We start from the raw sequence: 21,234 nt of genomic DNA, 5'->3' as shown, positions 1-21,234 counted from the left end.
TTTTGTCCTCATCTTCTCTTTTTATTAATTTTCTGGAACATCTGCAAGAATCCAGGATAGTTTCCCCTCAAATGTTCCAATCCTTTGATTTTCTACAGGAATATCTATTCTGATTCCATGTTGAGATGTAGAATCTAAAATAGCAGACAAATCACTTTCGCCTTTTTGGTCACTTTCAAAAATCGTAACAGCAGATGACCCTATAACCGTTGTCTCTTCAGAAGTAACAAACGAAAGAGCTTCCGGGAGTTCAAACGTTCCATTTGTAAGAACTTTTTCTTGTTTCAGTTGTAATGTCCAACCTCCAGAAGCCCGTTCATCCATGATTTTCAATCCACCTGAGAACTGCCAAATACACTTAATGGTTTATTGGATATTTTGTGTTGCCCAAAATCAACATACTGAGGAGCCGCTGAAAGATAAAGCTTTCCTTTTCTGTAATAAAAATAGATATCCGCTGTATTTTCGAAAAAGACACCTTCTGTATTCGCTGAATCAGAGTCAAAAACATATCCCTCAATATCAATAGGAAATTCTTTATAATTCTCTCCGATTTTTCCAGTGATTGTTTTCATTTCTGCGAGATCATTTTGACTCTCTTTCTCTTTATAGTAAACATGGACATCTATTTCCTTCAGCTTCGCAATCGTCAGATTTATATCATTTGACTGCTCAATTAACTTTGCATCCTCAAGATATTCAAAGTGCATAGTGAGTACCTTTTCGGGAATGGCTTCTCGCAAATCTGTTTCCAACTCAATAATCAATGTATCTCCAAGAACAAAATAATCTCCTAGATTGAGTGTGACTCGGTTTCCTGTTATCAGGATATCTTTGGTATCAACTTGATTTCCGTTGATCAAGATACGCTCAGGAATATTTAATTCTTGTGCTAGGTCTATACTAGTCTCCAATTTCTTATCTTCAAGAAAATTCCCAGTAACTTTCAATGTATTTCTGATAGTTATCTTATCGTTTCTTTCAACTTCAGCGATGGCCCCATAATCACTATCATTGACTTTTACATCAGCTGTTGATGACACATTAGATGGAAGTTGCGTCATAGCAATAGCGTTTTCTTGAAAAAATGTACCTGTTGAAGAAGTAAATCCCCAATTTACTTGTGTAGAACCGAATTGACTGATGAGATCAGGTACAATGTGAGAAGAGCGTCCGACACCTTCCAGATCATAGGTGAGACTTCTTTGAGACGCGTCCCATTGAATGATTAATGTACGCCATGTACCATCAGAGAGAAAGGTAGGTGCTACTGTTACGCCAGTATGCTCTCCGGAATAATTGTTGTTATTTGGTTTAGGAGTGACAAAGGCGACATGCCCATGTCCCTTATTATCGGCAGTTATTTCACGATCCATTCGATCAGAAGAACCACTATTTTTATATGTGTCGAACTCAATCGAGAGTGCATTTGCGACATAAGGCTGTCCTGATCGAGTCGAATAAGAACCAATTCCCATACCTGGGGAACCGATAACTTGACTGGGATCATTAGCCATTCTAGAATCACCAGTCAATGTAAAAGTCATACCATCTCCTGCTTTATCTCGTTGATTTCCTAAATATAAATAACATTTAAATGTAAAATCTGAGCGTAAATCGATTTTATTGTTTGACCAAATAGCTCCTCTTTGAGACCTCTCTGCTGGATTCAGTTGCAATAGCTTTCCGTTTTCCAATATGGACGTGCTGGTACCGATAGGTTGTTGAAAAATCTTATCAATAGAAATAATATTGGGATCATCAGGCAGCCCCACTCGATAAGTCGGGACATTCTCCAATGGCTGTTTGATTAACTCTTCAGATTCTTCTTTGTCAGTGGTCTCTTTACTGTCAGTAGTACTTGAATTCTCACTGCTCTCTTGGATCTGGCTGGATTCTGTTAAACGATCGAGTGTCGAAGTCTCTTTGCTTTCTTCGACTCTTCTATTATCACTGACCAACTGATTCGATTCCAAAGAATACCCTATAATCGGAAAGATATTAGTCGCTAATAGACTGCTTAAAATGAGCACGATCCTTCTCTTTTTCACTATATCTTTTCCTCCTGATTGTTGAATTCCCAGATGAACTGTTCCTGTCCAAACTAATATAGCTTGGCCTTTACCAACCTTTGTTTAGATTGTCTTCACAAAACCGTTTGATTGCATGCTTATTTTCAACTGTTCTTGTAAGTAAACTAGTTATTGGGTGTATCTTCTAATGTCCAAATTAATTTAGTAGAATATTGTTGCGCTAACTTGACAGATGTACCAGGTACCGAAAGCTGTACCGCATCTTTATTTTCATTTTCATTCGCACCAAATCGATAGACCCAAGTCCCCACACCTGTTCCTGATTTAGCATTGATTGCTAACGTATTATTTCCTCCTGGTGTCAGCGTTAATTCAGAATTGACCGTTTCAGGTGTATATGTTGGATCAACCAAAGAAACAGCTTGCCCTTTCGTAAACTTCAGCTGTGCTCCAACTAGTTCGTCCCCACTGGCAGTTTTAAATTGTTCTGGTTGGGCTACACTTAATTTCCACCCAGATAGTGTTCCTCTTTTATCTGTCACTTGGACATATGTCGGTTTTTTAGAACCATCAGTCATTTCATCAGCAGATGCATAATACGTTTTATCTGCAGTAGAAATTTTTTGAGTCCCAAATTTGAATTTTGATCCATAGTCAATCGATAATGCTCCTCCTGTTCCAGGACTTGGAGGGTCTACTGGATCGACAGGGACGTTGGGATCAGGATCTTCCGGATCAACTGGAGGAGTTATTCCCTCATCTCCTGCTTCAAATGTGATTGTTCCGTCTGTGTTATATTCCTTTGGGTATACTTCAGCTGCAGAGACGAAAGTCGTACTTACTGCCATACTGAATAACATCGTTGCCACTAATATAGTTTCTTTTTTCATCATTGCCATTCCTCTTTCTTTTTTTAATAAATATACAATCGATCCATAGCACATGTTTGCTTTACGGAACTTATGAGAGAGAAGAATATCGTTCCGTATCTGCTCATATATGTCGATTAGTTGTTAGATGATTATCAGTCCGTTTTGATTCTTATTTTTCTATTGCCGCTTGATGCAATTAAAATTAGAACTGTAGCTGTCATAGTCTTTAAAATCATTTGTACATCTCACACCCCCATCCATCAAATATGACTTGACTGTCAAGACTGCAATCAATAGTTATTATAAGTAAATAAAAAATACATATTATATTATTTTTTGACAGTATCAGATAAAAAAAGAATAAACGCTTGCATCTAGTACTCCCTATGTTATGAATCGATCGATCAAATAAACATTCGCTGACTATTCTTCACAGCAAAAAAGCAGCATATCCACAATAAATGGATCTACTGCTCTTACTTATCCTTATAATTAACAGGGATTTTCTTTGTCGTTGATGATATTCCATCGCTCCCGTAGTAATAACAGAAAAAATATTAGAACCTATTAAAATCAATAGGTGTCGCGGTTTCCTTCAATACGGTATTTAAGCTTTCGATATTTGCTCGTCCTTGTGTATTCATCCATTCAATTGCTGCCTCTTTTCCATCAAGGACATAATGTTTGATTCCATCAGCCCAAGTGGCACGACCACAAAGAACACCGTTGAAAGTAGAACCGGCATGTTTTGCAAAATGTAAGGTTTCTTGGAACAATCCAGAGGTTACACCAGCACTCAAAAAAACGTAAGGCAGAGGAGTAGATTCAGCTTGTTCTTTGAAAAAAGCTGCTGCTTCTGATTTTGTATAAATAGCTTCATCTATCCCATACCCTTCGACATATTTCATATTGACTGGCACTTCTACTTTTAGTGCATCCACCCCGTAACGTGTTTTAGAGAATTCTTTCATCATTTCAATCACTTTATGGGGTTTTTCGCGTGCATATTTTTTCGATGTTGAATCAGGAATGGTTGCATCATAAGACAGCAATTCTAGAAAGAATGGTAACTTCTCTGCTTGGCACTCCAAACCAATTCGTTCAATAAAGGCGTGCTTTTGATGATTGATTTCTTCAGATTCATCAATATCATAATATAGCAGGGTTTTACATGCATCCGCACCAGCTTCTTTCAAGCGCTTGACTGACCAAGAAGCTAACAAATCTGGGAGGCGTCCAGGAGTGGAGGTATCATAGCCGGTTTTCTCATAAGCTAACAATAATCCTGAATTTTCGTTCTTTACATCAGCAGCAGGTAGCCCGTAGTCTGGATCTAATAAAATAGATGATGCATATTCCGTTAATTCAGAGGCAACGATTTTCTTAAATTCTACAATCTCTGTGTCTTCTGCTTCACTTCCCTTGAATTGAGCAATCATTTTCTTCAATGCACCACGTTGGTCGATTGCTAAAGCACCAATTATCCCCTCGCTACTACATAAGCGATTGATAAATCGTCGTTTTTCTTCATTCAAATTGATATCCTCCTAGACTTCTTTTATTTGTATCTGCTTAATTAATGTATGATAATTTACTAACTCAATATAACCCGTGGTTTCTTCTTGTGCATTTAGTATTCCCAGAGCATTTCCTTGCTTCAGCACCACATCAACTGATTTTTCTTTTTCAATAGCAACCGCTAAACCAGCTAACATTGCATCACCAGAACCTACAGGGTTTACGGCTTTGATTGAAGGAATCATCACATGATAGAATCGATTCGAATGTTTAGCAAATGCACCTTTTCTACCCATCGAGACTACAACCCAGTCAATACCAGCAAATAACGGATCCGATAAAGCTACTTTCAGTTGCTTCACATCTGTAGTGATAGGCTGATCTAATAACTCCGCTAGTTCTTGTATGTTTGGCTTAATCAAATACGGTTTAGACTCTCCTTTAAGTACTGTCATCAATGCTTCGCCAGAACAATCTAACATGACCGGCTTGGGTCTGCAGACTTGTATCATTTGCTGGTAAAAATCTATCGGAAGTCCTTGAGGCAAACTACCAGAAAAACAAATAACATCAGCTTTTACTGCCAATTTTCCTAAATGATTGAGAAAGTCAGAAGCCTCTTGTGTAGAAACAATTGGTCCACTTTCTAAGATTTCCGTCTGCTGACCTTCATGTAAAATAGCGATGCAATTTCGTGTTTCGCTTTTGATGGACAAAAATTCATGAAGGATATTATCTTGTGTTAACCTCTCTTTGATTTCTTCCCCTAAAACCCCACCAATTAATCCACTCGCCATCACTTCTGCATCTAATTGTTTCAAAATGCGTGTGACATTCAATCCTTTCCCACCGACTGTTTTTTTCACATTTTTCACACGATTGACTGCATCTAAACTAAATTCTGTTAATGGATAAGAAACATCGATTGAAGGATTCATCGTAATCGTTAGAATCATTGATTAGCCTCACAATCTTGGTATTCATCGCGATTCCATTTTTCGATAAATTCATCAAAAAAATTCGGATCAATTTGATACTCATTAGCTTTTTCGATTTGTTTGATTTTAGCAATCAGTTGCTGGTTCTCATCCGTTTCTTGATATTTTGCCTGAATGAAAGCATCAAGAATATCACAAATCAAAAATTCTCCAGTAATCCGAGCGCCAAACCCGATCACATTTGCATCCAATTGTTCTTTTGCATAGATAGCTGTTGTCATATCACGCACTAATGCGCTCCGAATACCTGGAACTTTGTTTACTGCATTATTGATTCCTACCCCGGTCCCACATAAACAGACCCCTAGATCTGCTTTTCCCATCACTACTGCTTCTCCTACTTTTTTTCCATAAATAGGATAATGAGTCCGTGTGAAATCATAGGTTCCCATGTCTAATACTTCATGTCCTTTTGCTTTCAAAAAATCTGATAGAGCCATTTTAGTATCTGTGACGATGTGGTCACAACCAATTGCGATTTTCATACTTTCTCCTTTTTTATGCCATTTTATTCAACATATCTACACGAACTTGATGTCTACCACCTGCGTAAGTTGCTTGTAAAAATTCCTTTACGATTGATAACGCTAACTCTTCTCCTACGATCTTCGACCCAAGAGCAATCATGCGAGAATTATTGTGCTCTCTAGTCATATAAGCGCTACGTTCGTCTGAAACTACTGCTGCAATCATCCCTTTGACTTTTGTTGCTGAGATGAAGCTTCCTACTCCGTAACTGTCTACTGTAATACCTAAACTTCCTTCATTATTCATTAGATCATTCGCGACGGCTAAAGCAGATGCTACAAAATCTTCAGAAGGTGTCTCACTTTTATCTGCTATCATAAATCCTTTTTCGATTAGATCTTTCTTGATCACTTCTTTCAGTTGCATTCCATCTTTATCCGAACCGATTACTATACGCATCTTCTTACCTCTCTTCCTTATTCAAGCAATTTGCTGTTGCTGATTTTCTTATACCAATAGGCACTTTTTTTCGCATATCGATTTTGATTTTTAAAATCGACATAAAATAAACCATAGCGTTTCTTATAGCCATTTGTCCATGAAAACACGTCCATCAATGACCATACAAAGTAACCTTCTACATTTACCCCGCGCTCAATAGCTTTTAAAATGGCTTTCAAGTGTACGAAAATATAAGCGATTCGAGAATCATCTTGCACTTGCTTGTCACATAACACATCTTTTTCGCCCATTCCATTTTCTGTTACATAGATTTTTTTATAGTTTGGATACCGTTCCTTGATAAAGACCAACATATCCTCTAGCCCTTGCGGATAAATTGGCCAATCCCAGTCTGTTGTTGGAACTTCAGGGTTATTGACTCTTTCTCCAACCCCTTTCAATGCAAAACGACTACTTCCTTTTTCTCCCGTACCGTTGTGATGGATAGTAGATTCACCAATATAAGCTTTTACGAAATGGCTAGCATAATAATTGATTCCAATAAAATCAATTTGATCAGCTGCATAAGCTAATATCTCAAATTCTTCACGTGTAGTCTTCAACACTCCTTCATTTTCGCGAAGAATTTCTTCAATGTTCTCCAAAGTATCTTCAGCGTAATGTCCCCTATAAGTAGCGTCTAATAAAAATTGATTTGCTAAAATATGTTCTTTTCTTGCAGAACGTGTATCTTCAAGATGATTAGTGATACCATATTTTGATTCCAAGATGTGGACAATACCGATTTCTCCTAGGTACTCCGCCTTTTTATACTTTTCAACTACTTTTGCATGAGCAACCATCATGTTATGCATAGCTTGGATTGCTTTTGGAAGATCGTATTTTATATTCGGTGGAAAATGACCAATAATGTATTGACCAGCTACTACAGACCAAGGCTCATTGAACGTGATCCAATAATTTACTTTGTTCCCATATTCTTTGAAACAAAACTCCGCAAAATCAACATAAGCAATAATCGTTTTTTGAGAAAGCCAATCGCCCTTTTCGAACAAAGATAAAGGGGTGTCAAAGTGATGCAAGGTAACAAAGGGTTCCACTCCATTAGCTATACATTCATCAATCAATTTGTGATAAAACTGGACACCGGATGGATCAAATTTTCCGACACCTGAAGGAAATATCCGTGACCAAGCAATAGAAATACGAAGACCATTGATACCGAATGTACGGCATAATTCTAGATCTTCTGGGTATTTATGATAAAAATCACTTGCTAGACTTGGATCAAACATACCTTGCTCTTTTAAATAATCATCCCAATAATTCTTCCCTCGATTTCCTTCTAATAGTGCACCTTCTGCTTGAAAAGCAGCTGTCGCAGCGCCAAAAACAAAATGCTCCGGAAACTTATTCATTCTTTACCTCCTTAAATTAAATTCTTAAAAACAAAATCTACTGCTTGATTCGGCGCTTTCGCTAAAGCCACATACTCCGCTCCACTAGTAGAAACAGCTTTTGTTTTGTAATTTTTTACATCTTCTTCCAATTCTTTAAACATTGAAGCCATTTGTGGAGCTAAAACGATCAAATCAAATTCATTGATTAAATCTTTGTGTTGCCCATAAGCCATTGCTGTAGATTCAATATCGATAGCTCGAGCTTTAGCACCTTTTTTGATTGCATTAGCCAACATAGAACTTGTTGCACCATTTGCACATAGAACCAATACATTTTTTTGACCACCTTCTTCCATTAACCCTGTAGTCACTTGTTCAGCTATAGGAGGTTCTTCTGTAAAAATCGGTTCAGCCTTTACTTCCTCAAGGGTTTCTTTTGCCACTAATTCATTGTCATATGCTTTGAAAAATGGAAAATATATTAAAAAATCAACGATCAGTAATAGTATGACTAATAAAACTGCTAATCCAGCAAATCCTGTTCCTAAAATCAAACCAATTGGTCCAGGCGTTGTCCATGGCAAATTATAAATAAATCCATCCATCCCTAAAGTATCAACGAAAAACTTAAAAATCCACACATTTAAGATTGGCGCAGTCACAAAAGGAATAAAGAAAATCGGGTTCAAAACAACTGGTGCACCAAACAGGATCGGTTCATTCACACCAAATAACACAGGGATAGCAGAAGCACGACCAATCGTTTTCATTTGCTTCGACTTTGCCAAAAAAGCAAACATGAATGTTAGGATAAGCGTAGCCCCTGTACCACCTAAAGTAGCGACAAAATATTGGATCCCTTGAGAAAGAATCCGTGGTGCATGTTCACCACTTTGATAGAGCTGAAGATTCGCTTCAACATTTGTAATATAGATTGCCGCAACTGCAGGTTCTACGATAGAAGGTCCGTGGATACCGACAAACCAGAAAAAAGCCATTGCCCCAAAAATCAATGCCAGTCCTAAATATCCATCTGCAGCACTAAAAATTGGCTGGAACAATTCAATAATCTTTTCTGAGAATCCTGTTCCTGCTAAATGCCTGAACCCTAAGTCGAATAACCAAAAAAAGACAGTTGCTAACGTGATTGGGATAAGATCTTTGAATGTCTGCGAAATATTCCCTGGAACTTCTTCAGGCATTTTTACAGTGATATTGTTTTTGACACAGAAACGATAGACGTTTGGGACAATAAATCCGACTACAAAAGCTGTCAACAATCCTTTTGTTCCCATAAAATCAGAAGAGAAACCGCCTTCAATCGCATCCACGCCAATAATCACAAATCCAATAAATGCTGCGATTATCGTTGAAGTAGGATTGATTTGATTGGTTTTAGGTAGTTTATTATTAAAAGTCTCCGTCAAACTTTTTGTCACAGTAACTGCCATAAGCAAACCTAGAATACCCATTGATCCGTTGTAAGCCTTCATTAGAATCGTTTCGATTGATGTATCCCAATGGAAACCGAAAGCATTTGGAACATAAGCAGCTAACAAAAAGAAACTTGAAAAAAGAATCACTGGTATAAGGCTGATAAAGCCATCTCTAATCGCTCTCAAGTAAGGATTATTCGAAATCTTTTCAAAATGAGGTTTCATCTTTTCGATTGTTTGTATCAGCTGTTTCATACTGCTTCTGCCCCCTTACGCTTTTTTGTAGATATTGAATAAATGTCTGATCGTATCTTTCAATAACATCGTCGTCATTAAGTGATCTTGTGCATGGACCATGATAAAACCGATTTCGACTGATTCACCGTTTGCTTCAGCTGCTAACATTTGTGTTTGAGATTTATGTGCCTGCATCAAACTGGTATGAGCTTCTTCTACTAGCCGCTCTGCTTGCTCAAAATTTTTCTTTTCCGCTTCTTCAAGCGCTTCCATTAATTTGGATCGTGCTTCTCCTGCAAATGCAACTACTTCAAATCCAATCATTGCTGCTTCTTCTTTATTCATCGACTTCTCCTTTTTGTTTATTTTTGTTTGTTTTTGTTTCTTCCAAACATATCATAAAAGAAGAATCCATTCCTGTCAATAGCAGATTTACTGTTTAAAATTGACTTTATTTTCAAAATATAATATGTTTAATTCGGACATAAAAGAAGGACTTGAACGAGGGGCAAGAAAAAAATGATAAAAGAAGAACGTCAAAAGTATTTGATGGATTTATTGAGCCAATATAAATTCTTAAAAGTAAGAGACATCGTCAATGAACTTAAAATAACTGACATGACTGTTCGCAGAGACTTTCAAGAATTAGAAGATAAAGGACTGATCATTCGTGTACATGGCGGTGCAAGAATTATTGAAGACAATAAGAACGATATACTTACTGAGCTAAGCCATCGAGAAAAACAACATATCCATCTCAATGAAAAATTGGAGATTGCAAAGATCATTGCTGAGAATATATTCGAAGACGAGACTGTTTTTTTGGGTGCAGGTACAACCATCGAACTGGTCTATGAGTTTTTAACCGTGAACCATGCCAAGATTATCACGAATTCCATACATGTATTCGACAAATTCAAACATGATTCAAGATTTGAATTGATTTTGATTGGCGGTTCTTATCGGAGTAAAACTGGTGCATTTGTGGGGACGATTGCAAATGATTTTATTTCAGGAATCCATGTGATGAAAAGCTTTATCGGAGTAAATGGATTAGATACATCTGCTATCTATACTTCAAATGAAGACGAAGGATTAACTCAAAAATGTGCGTTGAATATTGCTGAACAGAGATTTATTGTTGCTGATCACCACAAAATAAATAAAAAAGATTTTTACAGTTTTTATTCTTTAAAAGACGCTGACTACCTAATCACTGACTCAATGATTACTGCGGAAGATCAAGAAATATTTGGAAAGAAGATCCCTATATTATCTTCTAAGGTACGACTTGATTTATCTTGAATAGAATGAGTTTTCCACTATTGCTTTCTCTCATGATGCCATAGATATAGAAAAACAAAAAAACTTGGTACAACATTCGTGTACCAAGTTTTTTTGTTTTTCTAGAATGGTTTATCGATCAATCATACACAGGTGTAACTGTTTCTTTCAATACGAAATGATCGTCATCGCTTGTTCAAATTCTTCTTGCAAATGTTGTGTTTGATAGGCATGAAAAGCTGGGTGATGGGCACGCAAGAGTACACGTAATTTCATAGGATCATAGCTGTCTAACAACTGTTCTTTCAAAACAAAATCACGAGTCAGTTGCCATTCATAATAATAACCGAATGGTCGACAACTATAAATTGCTCCATGGATCAACTGATCTTCGAACCGCCGATGCGTATGACCAAAAACTACTTGTTTGATATTTGAGTAATGGTCTAGTAATTTTCCGAATGATTCTGATCCTAAAAACGCATTTAATTTGTTCCAACGCTCATAAGGAGCAGATTGATACACGATAAATGCTCGTTTAGGAACGAAATGAGTGGATAGAATAACCTCAAGTTTTTTTGCTTCCAACTGGTCTAGCAAATTTTTTGCAGCTGCAAGCATTTCTGCATTGACCTCGAGATCTGTTTTCCCACGCTGGATGAATCGATCATACCAATACAAACGTTTCATTCGTACGATTGCATCGTAATCTTTCAATTCAGAAAACTGATAGTCGTACCAGCCATTCATCCCTAAAAGAACGGTCTGCTCATTTAAAGCAATATACCGTTCATTTAAAAAATGTGGGTCTGGAAAATGGTCCATCATCTGTTCATTGGGCACATCTGCCAACTCGTGATTGCCGAAATGAAAGGTCGTAGATAATCCTTTATTGACGAAAAATTCGACAACAGCTAGGCAACGATCTACTTTATTGGCCGTATCTCCGGCTAGATGAAGCCGAGTGATCTTGTGCTTTTGCAAAACTTGCCAAAGCTGCCTCAGCTCTGATTCGCCGAATTTATTGATGTCCACATGTAAGTCGCTGATGATCGCCAATTTTCCCATTTTATCCCTCTAGTCTTTTCGAACAACTTGCAAGTTGCCTTTTCTCAAGCCGCTGGGTCCTTTTAATTGTAAACTATTATAAGTTGGTTCTAAAGCAAGTGTTGATGGATCATCCATGTAAAGTATTGCACTGTCTTTGATTTTGATTGGTCCAACTGGTGTATCAGCCACTACAGAATAAAGACTTAGATCTGTTTGTGTATCTTTTTTGACAATGATCAATCGAAATGCCGTGTCTAATTGGCAACTGACTTGGCTTTCTGCAAATGGACCGTCGCCGTTTTCGATATCTAATAACAGTTGATCATCTGCTTCTAATTTATTTTTCAATACTTCTTGTGCTTCTTTTGTCACTTCTAATTTCATCTGTATCACCTCACGTCATAGAATAATCACTTTATTCATCAGATGCAACTAATTTGTCTGGTTTTAGCTGTTTTCTGTTTGTTGGAGAGCCAACCATTCGGACCTTGTGATTCCTCTTATCACTAAAGAAACCACTTCACCATTTCTTCGCTCAGCATCTGAGATCAATCCTTCTTTTTTCATATGTAACTTCTCCATTACCCGTCCCGAATTGGAATTTCTCACGTCATGGGTAGCAAAGATCCTTACAAGATCTAATTGTTCGAAACCTAGTTTCAGCAAAGCAGCGGTAGCTTCAGGCATATAGCCATTACCCCAATAGGCAGAATTTAGCGCATAACCAATTTCGGCAGTCCCATTATGGTCATTCACACGGATATCTGTCGTTCCGATCAGTTTACCTGATTTTTTTAGTTCTATACCATATTTTCCTAAAGGGTCCTTTATAAAGGATGTAGCAATATTTGCTCTTGTTTCAGCTAATGATTGGTTTGCGGGAAAGAGGAACCGTGTCGTTACCTCATCACTTGCATATTCATATACATCCTCTGTATCTGCTAAAGTGACGGGTCGTAAAATAAGTCGTTCTGTTTCTATCCATTGATTTTCTGCCAGTACAAGGTCTGTTTTAATTTCTTCTCCCATCTAAATCCGCTTCTTTCGTTATTTTTTCTCTACTATAGCGAAGCAGGCCCCAAAAAGCAACCTGTTATTTGTCCAACCTTATCCATTCCTTAAATAACAAAATATATTCTAAAAAATAAACATCCCTTAATAACTATTGGAAAAAGAATAACTTTTTGTTCACGGATTATTAACAACTCTTCGGTAAAGTAAACTTATCAAATAAAAAGACTTCTTTGGAGGAATCACTATGAAAGAATATATAAAAAGTATCTATTTTATCGAAGAAACACAAAACATCGAGGGTTCTTATATTGAAGTAAAAACACTTTTTGTCAATGAAGATAAAACAAAAGCATTGGATATCTATAAAAAATTAGCTGCAAAACAAACGAATAGTTTTGGATTGATATTAAGCGAGTATAAGATCAAAGCAGAAGAAAGTTATTTCTATCAATTATTAAAACGTTGGAGTAAGCTTCCCGCCGATTTTTATCGAAAAATGCAGATCATCAACTATCAACCGCTTGCTGAGACACATGCGTGAATAGAGGTTATGAAATCAGCGCTCTGACCTTAGTATTAAAGAAAAAAGATTGCCCAAACACATAAAAATCGACCTCTAAAAATTAGCTGGAAAATCTAACTTTTAGAGGTCGGTTCAATTTTTTCGATTATTATTGATTCTACTTAAATGCTTGATCCACATCTTCAATCATCAGTTTCATTGATTCTAAACCGCCCCCACTTAAATACCAGACATCTGGTTCAAGGGAGATGATCTGCTGATTTTTACCAGCATTCGTTTGTGCTACCAGTTCATTGGCAGAAATATCATCTTTGCTATCGTCTCCACCGATAGCTTTTGTTCGGTCTACCACAAATAAGATATCCGGATTTTTTTCTAGCACATATTCATAAGAAACACTTTGACCGTGAGTGGATGCTTCGATTTGATCATCCGCTTGTTCAAAGCCAAATAAATCATGGATGAAACCAAATCTAGAACCTGATCCATAGGCTGATAATTGCCCTTCATTCACAAGTGTGACTAGTGCTTTTTTGTCAGACGCTTCTGCTTTCTTTTTCGTCTGATCGATTGCATTGGATAATTCCTCTAATTGAGTTTTGGCTTCTTCTTGCTTGCCAAAGATCTCCCCTAAAGTAGTGACATTTTGCTGGAAAGATTCCCATGGCTTTTTCGCATCTAAAGAAAGGAAAATGGTCGGAGCGATTTGACTTAGATCTTTTTGAAAATCTCTTTGCCGACCAGAAATGATGATCAGATCTGGCTGAAGTTGATTGATTTTTTCTAAGTCTGGTTCTTTGATCCCACCTGCTGATTCCACTTTTTTATAGGAGGAAAGATACTCAGGAAGGCTGCTCGTAGCTGCTCCAACTACCTTATCTCCAACACCAAGAGCATCCATCGTATCTAAAGAACCATTATCGAATACGACGACTTTTTCAGAATTCTTTGGCACCTCGATTTGATCACCATTACTGTCTTTTATCGTTAATGCCGTTTCAGCTTGCGTACTGCTTTTCTTTGTGTCTGCCTGACTGGTGTTGTTACTATTTCCACATGCTGCTAAACCAAATGATGCTAGAATCAAGATACCTACTACTAATTTTTTCATCTCTTCTCTCCTAATGTTAGTTTTAGAAATAAAGACAGAATCTGCGGCCTTCAATCTCACAAATCCGTATGTCCATTTCGTACAATTCATCCAATACATCTTTTTTTATCATTTCTTGGGTCGTTCCTTGCGTGAATAACTTCCCATCTTTCATTGCAATAATTTCGTCTGCATAACTTGCAGCAAAGTTGATATCATGAAGAACAATAACAATCGTTTTTCCGATTTTTTGTACTAAATTTTTTAAAATCTGCATGATTTGAACCGCAAAATTCATATCTAGATTGTTCAAAGGTTCATCCAGTAAAATATAATCCGTGTCTTGCGCTAGCACCATTGCAATATACGCACGTTGGAGTTGACCTCCTGAAAGAGTGTCAATCGATTGATCTGCTATTTCTTCTAGCCCGAGGTGTTCCAGTGATTCCTGAACGATTTTCTGATCTTTTGTCGTCAATTTTCCTTTCGTATAAGGAAATCGTCCAAATTCTACTAATTCTTTCACGGTGATTTGGACATTTATTTCATTCGATTGTCGCAGGATCGACAATTTTTTGGCTAATTCATTGGATCTCCAAGCCTTTACTTCGTTATGGTCTAAATAGATTTCACCTGTATCTTTTGGTATCAAACGACTGATCATCGACAACACTGTTGACTTTCCAGCACCATTTGGACCGATAAAAGCAGTCAACTTCTTTTCAGGAATCGTTAACTGTACATCTTTGACCACTGATTTTCCATGGTACAGTTTATTGACCTTTTGTAAATCGATCATAGGATACTCTTCCTTTCGCGAATCAATTTTGTGACAAAATAAATTCCTCCGACAAATTCAACAACGACACTCACTGTTGTATTCCAGCCGAAAATCTGCTCTACTGCGAGCTGTCCGCCTGTCAGAAACAGCATAGCTATTAGAAAGCTTCCGATAAATAGCAGACCATGACGATAAGTAGAAAATATACGGTAACTGACATTTGCGACAATAAACCCTAAAAAAGTAACTGGACCTACAAGAGCCGTTGCTGTTCCTGTCAAAAGACTGACACAACATAAAATAAAAAATTCAAATCGATCTGTGTCTATCCCAAGGTTTACAGCTTGTTCATTCCCAAGATGGAAAACGTCTAGCACATGTCGATATCGAAATAACAGGAACCAGCAGCCGATAATGATCAAAGAAGCAGGCAAAAGATACTGGCTTTGGATATTGCCAAAACTTGCAAATAATCTCCCTTGAAGCAAATCATATTCATTTGGATCCATGATGACTTGTAAAAAGGTACTGACACTACCAAAAAGCGTGCCTAAAATCATCCCTGACATCAGTAACAAAAAAAGATTTGCTTTCATTTTTTTCAAAAGAAAGAAAAATAACAACAGACTCAACCCGACCATCAGCCCAACGTTCAATAAGAAAAAACCTGTACCTGTCTGCTGAAGCATCGTCACTCCTCCGATAAAGAAGAAAAGGACCGTTTGGACAAGGACGTATAACGACTCAAGTCCCAATACGGAAGGAGTCAAAAACTGGTTATGCGTAATTGTCTGAAAGCTGATCGTAGCACTGCTGACAGCTAGCGAGACAAGGATAAATGCAAAAATTTTCTTGCTCCTCAATACCCACGAAAAATGCCAGTTTCCATATGTATGGATCATCAAGTACACTCCTGTAACAAATAGAACAAGAACAAGCATACCAATAAAAATAGACGGCTTTTTTTTAAGCATATCGTCGCCCCCTTATCAGAAGACAAAGGAAGATAGCCCCACCGATGATTCCAACGATCACACTGACTGGTATTTCATAAGGAAAAATCAACACACGAGCGACAAGATCGCAAAATACTAAGAACAAACTACCTGCTAAAGCAGTTACGCCAATGGTTTTGTGCACTTGATCTCCATATATTCTAGAGACAAGATTCGGAATAATCACTCCGATAAAAGGAATGCTTCCCACCATGATCAACATGACTGCACTAGCCAATGAAACCAAGCCAATGCCTAAAAACTGCATCTTCTGGTAATCTATTCCCAAATTTACTGCAAACGATTCGCCCAGACCAATAATCGTAAATTGGTAAGCAAATAGCCAAACCAAGAGCAGCAATGGAACAACAGCATACAGTAACTCATAATTTCCTCGTATCACAGTCGCAAAATTCCCTTGAAGCCACGAAGTCATATTTTGTACCAACTGGAATTGATAAGCAAAAAAAGTAGCAACTGAACCAATGATATTCCCTAACATGACCCCAATCAACGGAAGCATCAATTGATTTTTCTGGGGGAACAATCGCGTAAGGGATAAAAAAAGCAATGTTCCTGCAAAAGCAAAGCAAAATGCAGTCAAGGATCGGACGATCAAGGATGCACCAGGTAGGAAAATCATGGCCACTAAAATACCTAAACGCGCACTATCCATCGTGCCCGCAGTCGTTGGTGAAACAAATTTATTTTGGGTCAAATGTTGCATAATCAACCCACAAATACTACTAGTCGCTCCCACAAGGATCAAACAAATCGTTCGCGGCAAACGAGTCGCTAGCAAAATTTGTAAACTTTGCCCATTTAACTGGAGCAATTCTGACAATTGTACATTTGATACTCCAATGAACAATGAAATACTACTTAAAATAACTAATAATGCTACTAGTCGTCCGTAGCGCATCCAATCCACCTTTCTAATTGAGAATGATTTTCATTCTTATTTTAAGTGAATCGTTGAACAAAAGCAACCGCTTTTTCATATGTTTTAGGTATTATTGGGAATATGCTATAATCGTAAGAAAGACAAAGAGAAGAAGGAGGGTATTTTTTATGGCACAAGATGATGTAAAAAGCCATTTGGATAAGGGACTTTATGGTACACCTTTAGTGAACCCTGAAGAACAGCATAAATATTTAGGGACATTCAGGGAACGTTGCTATCTTAGTATGACTGTTGCTGAAATGATCCAACCGAAAAACAAAGAAAACTTTTTAAAAGAACTCAAAAAACATCCAGATGCTTCCATACTCTTGAATGGGGCTCTACCCCTTTCTGTCCAAAACCAATATATCCAGATAGCAACGAAAAACAATAGCCGATTTACTGTAGTCAACGATTACGTCACTGCAAATCCTGAGGAATTCGGATTGCTCTTAACAGCAAAAGAAGCAGTAAATGAACCTGTGATCGATATCGAAAAAAAATACCCAGAAGAAAACTCTTCGCCATCTGAAAAAGAAAAACCAAAAAAGAAAAAAAGCTTCTGGGATCGTTTATTTTAAAACGAAAAAACACATAAATTTTTACATGCAAAAAAGCTTTTGAACAGATTGACATCAAATAGGACAATCTGTCAAAAGCTTTTTCGTTTAAAATATTTCAGGATATAACAATTTCAATACATTCATCGTCAATCTTCTGCCTTTTCCTGCAAAAGGATAAACATGCATATGCATCGCTGGATTGAAATTTGCTTCGATGATCCCGTATGCTTTTTTATCGGTTGTAGGATCGATTTCTTTATCTGGTATGATCAAATCAATACCACTGATTTTAGCTCCTAGTGCTTCTACCGCAGAAACGGCGATTTTTTTGTAAGCTTCAGAAAATTCATCAGTCATATCGATCGAATCACCGCCCGTACTGATATTTGAGTTCTCCCTTAGATAAACAATTTGATTGGCTTGGGGAACTGATTCGATCGTTAACCCTTGTTCTTTCAACATCAATTGTTCTAATTCGCCTAATTGGATCAATTCCAACGGTGCACGATGATTCGTTCCACGCAAAGGGTCACTATTTTTTTCTTCAACAAGTTCTTTCACTGTTCGGATACCGTCACCAATAACATTAGCAGGGACTCGCAACATGATGGCTTGGACTTCTCCACCGATTACAAAGAAACGATATTCCGTTCCCGGCATAAAATCTTCTACTAAAACCGAGCTGTCTTCACGAAAAGCAATCGCCAATCCTGCTTGATAATCCTCCAGATCAGCCCCTTCCTTGAAAATCGTGATACCTAATCCGTAATTTGTGGACTTAGGTTTGATCACAAATGCCTGATCGGCAAATCTTGGATAAGCTTTTACGGCTTCTTCCATGGATGAAAATTCTGCGCCTCCTGGTACTCGGAACCCAGCTTCTTTTAAAACTTTTTTCGTTACTGTTTTGTTTTCCATGATAAGTGGAACGATATAGCTGTCCTTACTTGTCATGTTTGCATTTTTCACATATTCTACATGGTCTTGGAATTGCAGACGCAAAAATTGATCCGACTCATCTAATACTTTGACTTGGACGCCTTTTTGGATGGCATCGAACATAAATATCTGAGTAGAAAGTTCCATTTCGCGAAAACCGGCCAACTGATAGGGACGTTCATGACTTTCTTTATAATATTGATGCCCCAATGCCACAGCAACTTCTTGCTGACTCGATAGCTGTGCTTCTTGATAGAGTTTCGCTGCTAACGTTTGTTCAGGATAATCCATTTGAGTCAATGCTTCCTCTACTAAATAAAGAGAATCCAACCAATCCAATTCAACCAGCATTTGCTTCATCCCTTCAAGAATTTCTCTACCTTCTTGATGAAATTCTGTTTGATCTGATGGTTGTTCTAGTGCTACTTTGTTATTTCGAGTCGTACCTTCTGCCACCCATTGGTCACTGTCTTCTTTTTCTTCTGTCCATAGCATATACATCAGGAATAATTGTAAGAAACGAACTTGTTCTGGATTGATTCCCAGCCTTGCATAAGGATTCAGATCGATATTCCGCAATTCAATATAACGAACGCCTGTTGTTGCTAAATCTGCGACTTTCTTTCCACCTCGGAAACGAAGCGGTGTATAAAATTCTTTCTCCTCTGAAAGTTTCCCTTCTTCGATCATTCGCTCAATATCTGCTAAATACTGTTTCATAGAAGCATAGGAAACTTTCACATTTGGATGATTCGTATACCCCAGCGCACTGTTGCGAATACTGCGAACAGGTTCTTGCGGATGTGATTCATTTATAAAATAGTTCTTCTCACTCATCGGTGAAGCACCGAATAAATAAGTGATCATCCAGCGATAGCGCATAAAGTTTCTCGCTGTTTTCAAATAAAGTTCTGTTTTGAATTCAGAAAAATCTTGAAATTCTTCCTGATGGCTGAACAATGTTCTTAGCAACTCATCGCCAAATTCAAAATTGAAATGGATACCGCTCACCATTTGTTTTCGCTTCCCGTATTCTTTTGCTAAGTAACGTCGATACAAAACATCTTCGAAATTTTTTAATTTTGCAATAATGATTTCTTCGTCTTTTTCCGGTAAGGCAGGTGGCATACTTAATGGCCAGATCATCTCTTCTTTCGGTATAGAACGAGCAGTCACATCATAAACAGCAGCCAGATACTGAAATAATTCGGGAATAGAATCGGTAACAGGGGTGATCATTTCTGTTTGTGTTTCGCTAAAATCTGTTTGGATATAGGGGTGATAGGATCGATCGCCAAAGATTGCTGGATGATCGGTTTTTGCTAGATTTCCTGCAAGATCAACCCGCTGTCCTTCCCGTTCTATACCAAATCGAGCTTGGTCGATAAAAGGGCGCGCATTGACATGCAATAATAATTGCTTAAAATTCATCATTAAGTGACCTCCAATTCATATGAATCTAATTATAATCAAAAAGTCTAAGAAAAAGAACGAAATTGTTTGAGAACCGCTTACAAATAAGTATAAAAATGAAGGCATCAAAAACACAGCTATGTTAAAAACAATCATTCAAACAAGGAGCTGCAACTTTTGTTACAGCTCCTGCTTTTTAGACATGGGTTATTCTTCTTTTAGTAATCCTTTGAATAATCCAACGACAAAATCGTTTGGATCAAACGGCTCCAAGTCATCGATGCCTTCACCCAACCCGACCAATTTCACTGGTAAATGCAGTTCATTACGGATAGCAAGTACGATACCGCCCTTTGCTGTACCATCTAATTTTGTCAAAACAAGACCGGTCACATCTGTTGTTTCTTTGAATTGTTTTGCTTGAACCATCGCGTTTTGACCAGTTGTTGCATCTAATACAAGTAGTGTTTCTTGGGGTGCTTCTGGTAATTCCCGCTGGATTACTCGTTTTATTTTTTCTAATTCGTTCATCAAGTTCACTTTATTTTGCAGTCGGCCTGCAGTATCAACTAATAAAACATCTGCCTGCTCTGTCTTTGCTCTTTCCAAAGCATCGAATACGACAGCTGCTGGATCGCCGCCTGCATTGCCACGAACAACTTCAACACCAGCGCGTTCGCCCCAGACAACTAATTGGTCGATTGCTCCAGCACGGAAGGTATCTGCTGCTGCCATCAATACTTTTTTACCTTCGTTTTTGAACTGATGAGCAAGTTTACCAATACTTGTTGTTTTCCCTACACCATTGACGCCGACAAACAAAATAACTGTTAGTCCGTCTTCTTGGATATTTAGTTCATTTACTTCATTGATTCCTTCCGCTTCATAGAGATCCACAAGTTTCTCGATGATCGCATTTTGAACTTCTGCCGATTTTTTCGCATTTCTGAGTTTCACTTCTTGACGTAACGCTTCGGTGATTCGTATCGCTGTTTCAAAACCTACATCTGCCCCGATAAGTGTTTCTTCTAATTCTTCAAAAAAGTCTTCATCGACTGTTCGAAAATTGGCAAACAGCTCATTCATCCGTTCACCAAATGTTTTACGCGTCTTTTCTAAACCCTTGTCATACTTCTCCTGTACTTCAACTTCTTCCGTTTTCTCTTCGCCAGTAAAAGCACGCTTGATTTTATCAAAAAATCCCATTTGACTCCC

General features: G+C 37.7%; 20 protein-coding genes and 1 pseudogene. 3 read left to right on the top strand and 18 right to left on the bottom strand.

Features of this window, described 5'->3' with window-relative positions; genetic code table 11:
- Positions 1-24: 24 nt before the first annotated feature.
- The 9 genes and pseudogenes from OZZ83_RS02885 to OZZ83_RS02845 all read right to left on the bottom strand — a co-directional run bounded on the left by OZZ83_RS02885 (position 25) and on the right by OZZ83_RS02845 (position 9,769).
- Positions 25-2,051: pseudogene (locus OZZ83_RS02885) on the bottom strand (lectin-like domain-containing protein).
- 146 nt (positions 2,052-2,197) lie between these two features.
- A complete protein-coding gene (locus tag OZZ83_RS02880; protein WP_002320687.1) occupies positions 2,198-2,926 on the bottom strand; it encodes a WxL domain-containing protein in 729 nt (242 codons plus the stop codon).
- Positions 2,927-3,462: 536 nt separating this feature from the next.
- Entirely contained in the window at positions 3,463-4,440 is a 978-nt protein-coding gene (gene lacD / locus OZZ83_RS02875; RefSeq protein ID WP_002309810.1) for a tagatose-bisphosphate aldolase, read from the bottom strand.
- A 12-nt stretch (positions 4,441-4,452) separates the two neighbouring features.
- Entirely contained in the window at positions 4,453-5,379 is a 927-nt protein-coding gene (lacC, locus tag OZZ83_RS02870; RefSeq protein WP_002309811.1) for a tagatose-6-phosphate kinase, read from the bottom strand.
- Positions 5,376-5,906: a galactose-6-phosphate isomerase subunit LacB gene (gene lacB / locus OZZ83_RS02865; RefSeq protein WP_002309812.1), complete on the bottom strand. Its 531-nt coding sequence runs from the start codon at positions 5,904-5,906 to the stop codon at positions 5,376-5,378. The genes lacC and lacB overlap by 4 nt, the downstream gene beginning before the upstream one ends.
- A gap of 13 nt (positions 5,907-5,919) precedes the next feature.
- Positions 5,920-6,348, bottom strand: a complete 429-nt coding sequence (gene lacA / locus OZZ83_RS02860; RefSeq protein WP_002309813.1) for a galactose-6-phosphate isomerase subunit LacA — start codon at positions 6,346-6,348, stop codon at positions 5,920-5,922.
- Positions 6,349-6,365: 17 nt separating this feature from the next.
- Positions 6,366-7,769, bottom strand: a complete 1,404-nt coding sequence (lacG, locus tag OZZ83_RS02855; RefSeq protein ID WP_252706900.1) for a 6-phospho-beta-galactosidase — start codon at positions 7,767-7,769, stop codon at positions 6,366-6,368.
- 11 nt (positions 7,770-7,780) lie between these two features.
- The gene (locus OZZ83_RS02850; protein WP_104835905.1) at positions 7,781-9,442 is read right to left on the bottom strand and encodes a PTS transporter subunit EIIC; all 1,662 of its coding nucleotides are present in this window, start codon (positions 9,440-9,442) and stop codon (positions 7,781-7,783) included.
- Between the two features lie 15 nt (positions 9,443-9,457).
- On the bottom strand, positions 9,458-9,769 hold the full coding sequence (locus tag OZZ83_RS02845) for a PTS lactose/cellobiose transporter subunit IIA (RefSeq protein WP_002309816.1): 312 nt from the start codon (positions 9,767-9,769) through the stop codon (positions 9,458-9,460).
- A 174-nt stretch (positions 9,770-9,943) separates the two neighbouring features.
- On the opposite strand from OZZ83_RS02845, the gene OZZ83_RS02840 reads away from it, so the two are divergent.
- Positions 9,944-10,729, top strand: a complete 786-nt coding sequence (locus OZZ83_RS02840; protein ID WP_002329750.1) for a DeoR/GlpR family DNA-binding transcription regulator — start codon at positions 9,944-9,946, stop codon at positions 10,727-10,729.
- A gap of 147 nt (positions 10,730-10,876) precedes the next feature.
- On the opposite strand, the gene OZZ83_RS02835 is transcribed toward OZZ83_RS02840, so the two are convergent.
- The 3 genes from OZZ83_RS02835 to OZZ83_RS02825 all read right to left on the bottom strand — a co-directional run bounded on the left by OZZ83_RS02835 (position 10,877) and on the right by OZZ83_RS02825 (position 12,787).
- On the bottom strand, positions 10,877-11,776 hold the full coding sequence (locus OZZ83_RS02835; protein ID WP_002313946.1) for a metallophosphoesterase: 900 nt from the start codon (positions 11,774-11,776) through the stop codon (positions 10,877-10,879).
- Between the two features lie 9 nt (positions 11,777-11,785).
- Positions 11,786-12,142: an iron-sulfur cluster biosynthesis family protein gene (locus tag OZZ83_RS02830; RefSeq protein ID WP_002287910.1), complete on the bottom strand. Its 357-nt coding sequence runs from the start codon at positions 12,140-12,142 to the stop codon at positions 11,786-11,788.
- Between the two features lie 63 nt (positions 12,143-12,205).
- Positions 12,206-12,787, bottom strand: coding sequence for a GNAT family N-acetyltransferase (locus OZZ83_RS02825; RefSeq protein ID WP_002312367.1), 582 nt, complete (start codon positions 12,785-12,787; stop codon positions 12,206-12,208).
- A 229-nt stretch (positions 12,788-13,016) separates the two neighbouring features.
- On the opposite strand from OZZ83_RS02825, the gene OZZ83_RS02820 reads away from it, so the two are divergent.
- A complete protein-coding gene (locus OZZ83_RS02820; protein ID WP_002290488.1) occupies positions 13,017-13,313 on the top strand; it encodes a hypothetical protein in 297 nt (98 codons plus the stop codon).
- A gap of 139 nt (positions 13,314-13,452) precedes the next feature.
- Here OZZ83_RS02820 and OZZ83_RS02815 read toward each other — a convergent pair whose 3' ends face one another.
- Genes OZZ83_RS02815 through OZZ83_RS02800 form a run of 4 tightly spaced genes read right to left on the bottom strand, consistent with a single transcriptional unit; the run spans position 13,453 to position 17,083 of the window.
- On the bottom strand, positions 13,453-14,406 hold the full coding sequence (locus OZZ83_RS02815) for a siderophore ABC transporter substrate-binding protein (protein ID WP_002309820.1): 954 nt from the start codon (positions 14,404-14,406) through the stop codon (positions 13,453-13,455).
- Between the two features lie 22 nt (positions 14,407-14,428).
- Complete coding sequence (locus OZZ83_RS02810; RefSeq protein WP_002309821.1) at positions 14,429-15,184, bottom strand: iron ABC transporter ATP-binding protein; 756 nt, start codon at positions 15,182-15,184, stop codon at positions 14,429-14,431.
- Positions 15,181-16,140, bottom strand: coding sequence for an iron chelate uptake ABC transporter family permease subunit (locus OZZ83_RS02805; RefSeq protein ID WP_325066006.1), 960 nt, complete (start codon positions 16,138-16,140; stop codon positions 15,181-15,183). The genes OZZ83_RS02810 and OZZ83_RS02805 overlap by 4 nt, the downstream gene beginning before the upstream one ends.
- A complete protein-coding gene (locus tag OZZ83_RS02800) occupies positions 16,133-17,083 on the bottom strand; it encodes an ABC transporter permease (RefSeq protein WP_002309823.1) in 951 nt (316 codons plus the stop codon). The genes OZZ83_RS02805 and OZZ83_RS02800 overlap by 8 nt, the downstream gene beginning before the upstream one ends.
- A 149-nt stretch (positions 17,084-17,232) precedes the next feature.
- Here OZZ83_RS02800 and OZZ83_RS02795 point away from each other — a divergent pair, with 149 nt between their 5' ends.
- The gene (locus tag OZZ83_RS02795; RefSeq protein ID WP_002345490.1) at positions 17,233-17,685 is read left to right on the top strand and encodes a YueI family protein; all 453 of its coding nucleotides are present in this window, start codon (positions 17,233-17,235) and stop codon (positions 17,683-17,685) included.
- Between the two features lie 87 nt (positions 17,686-17,772).
- On the opposite strand, the gene gshAB is transcribed toward OZZ83_RS02795, so the two are convergent.
- Together gshAB and ftsY are read right to left on the bottom strand one after the other, a co-directional pair.
- Positions 17,773-20,040 (bottom strand): bifunctional glutamate--cysteine ligase GshA/glutathione synthetase GshB, encoded by a 2,268-nt coding sequence (gene gshAB, locus OZZ83_RS02790; protein ID WP_252706764.1) that lies wholly within the window; start codon positions 20,038-20,040, stop codon positions 17,773-17,775.
- Between the two features lie 186 nt (positions 20,041-20,226).
- Complete coding sequence (ftsY, locus tag OZZ83_RS02785) at positions 20,227-21,225, bottom strand: signal recognition particle-docking protein FtsY (RefSeq protein WP_002287900.1); 999 nt, start codon at positions 21,223-21,225, stop codon at positions 20,227-20,229.
- Between the last annotated feature and the right edge of the window lie 9 nt (positions 21,226-21,234).

Source organism: Enterococcus sp. E5-162 (genome assembly GCF_035725965.1).
Taxonomy (GTDB): domain Bacteria; phylum Bacillota; class Bacilli; order Lactobacillales; family Enterococcaceae; genus Enterococcus_B; species Enterococcus_B lactis.
This window is presented reverse-complemented; position numbering and strand designations above follow the sequence as displayed.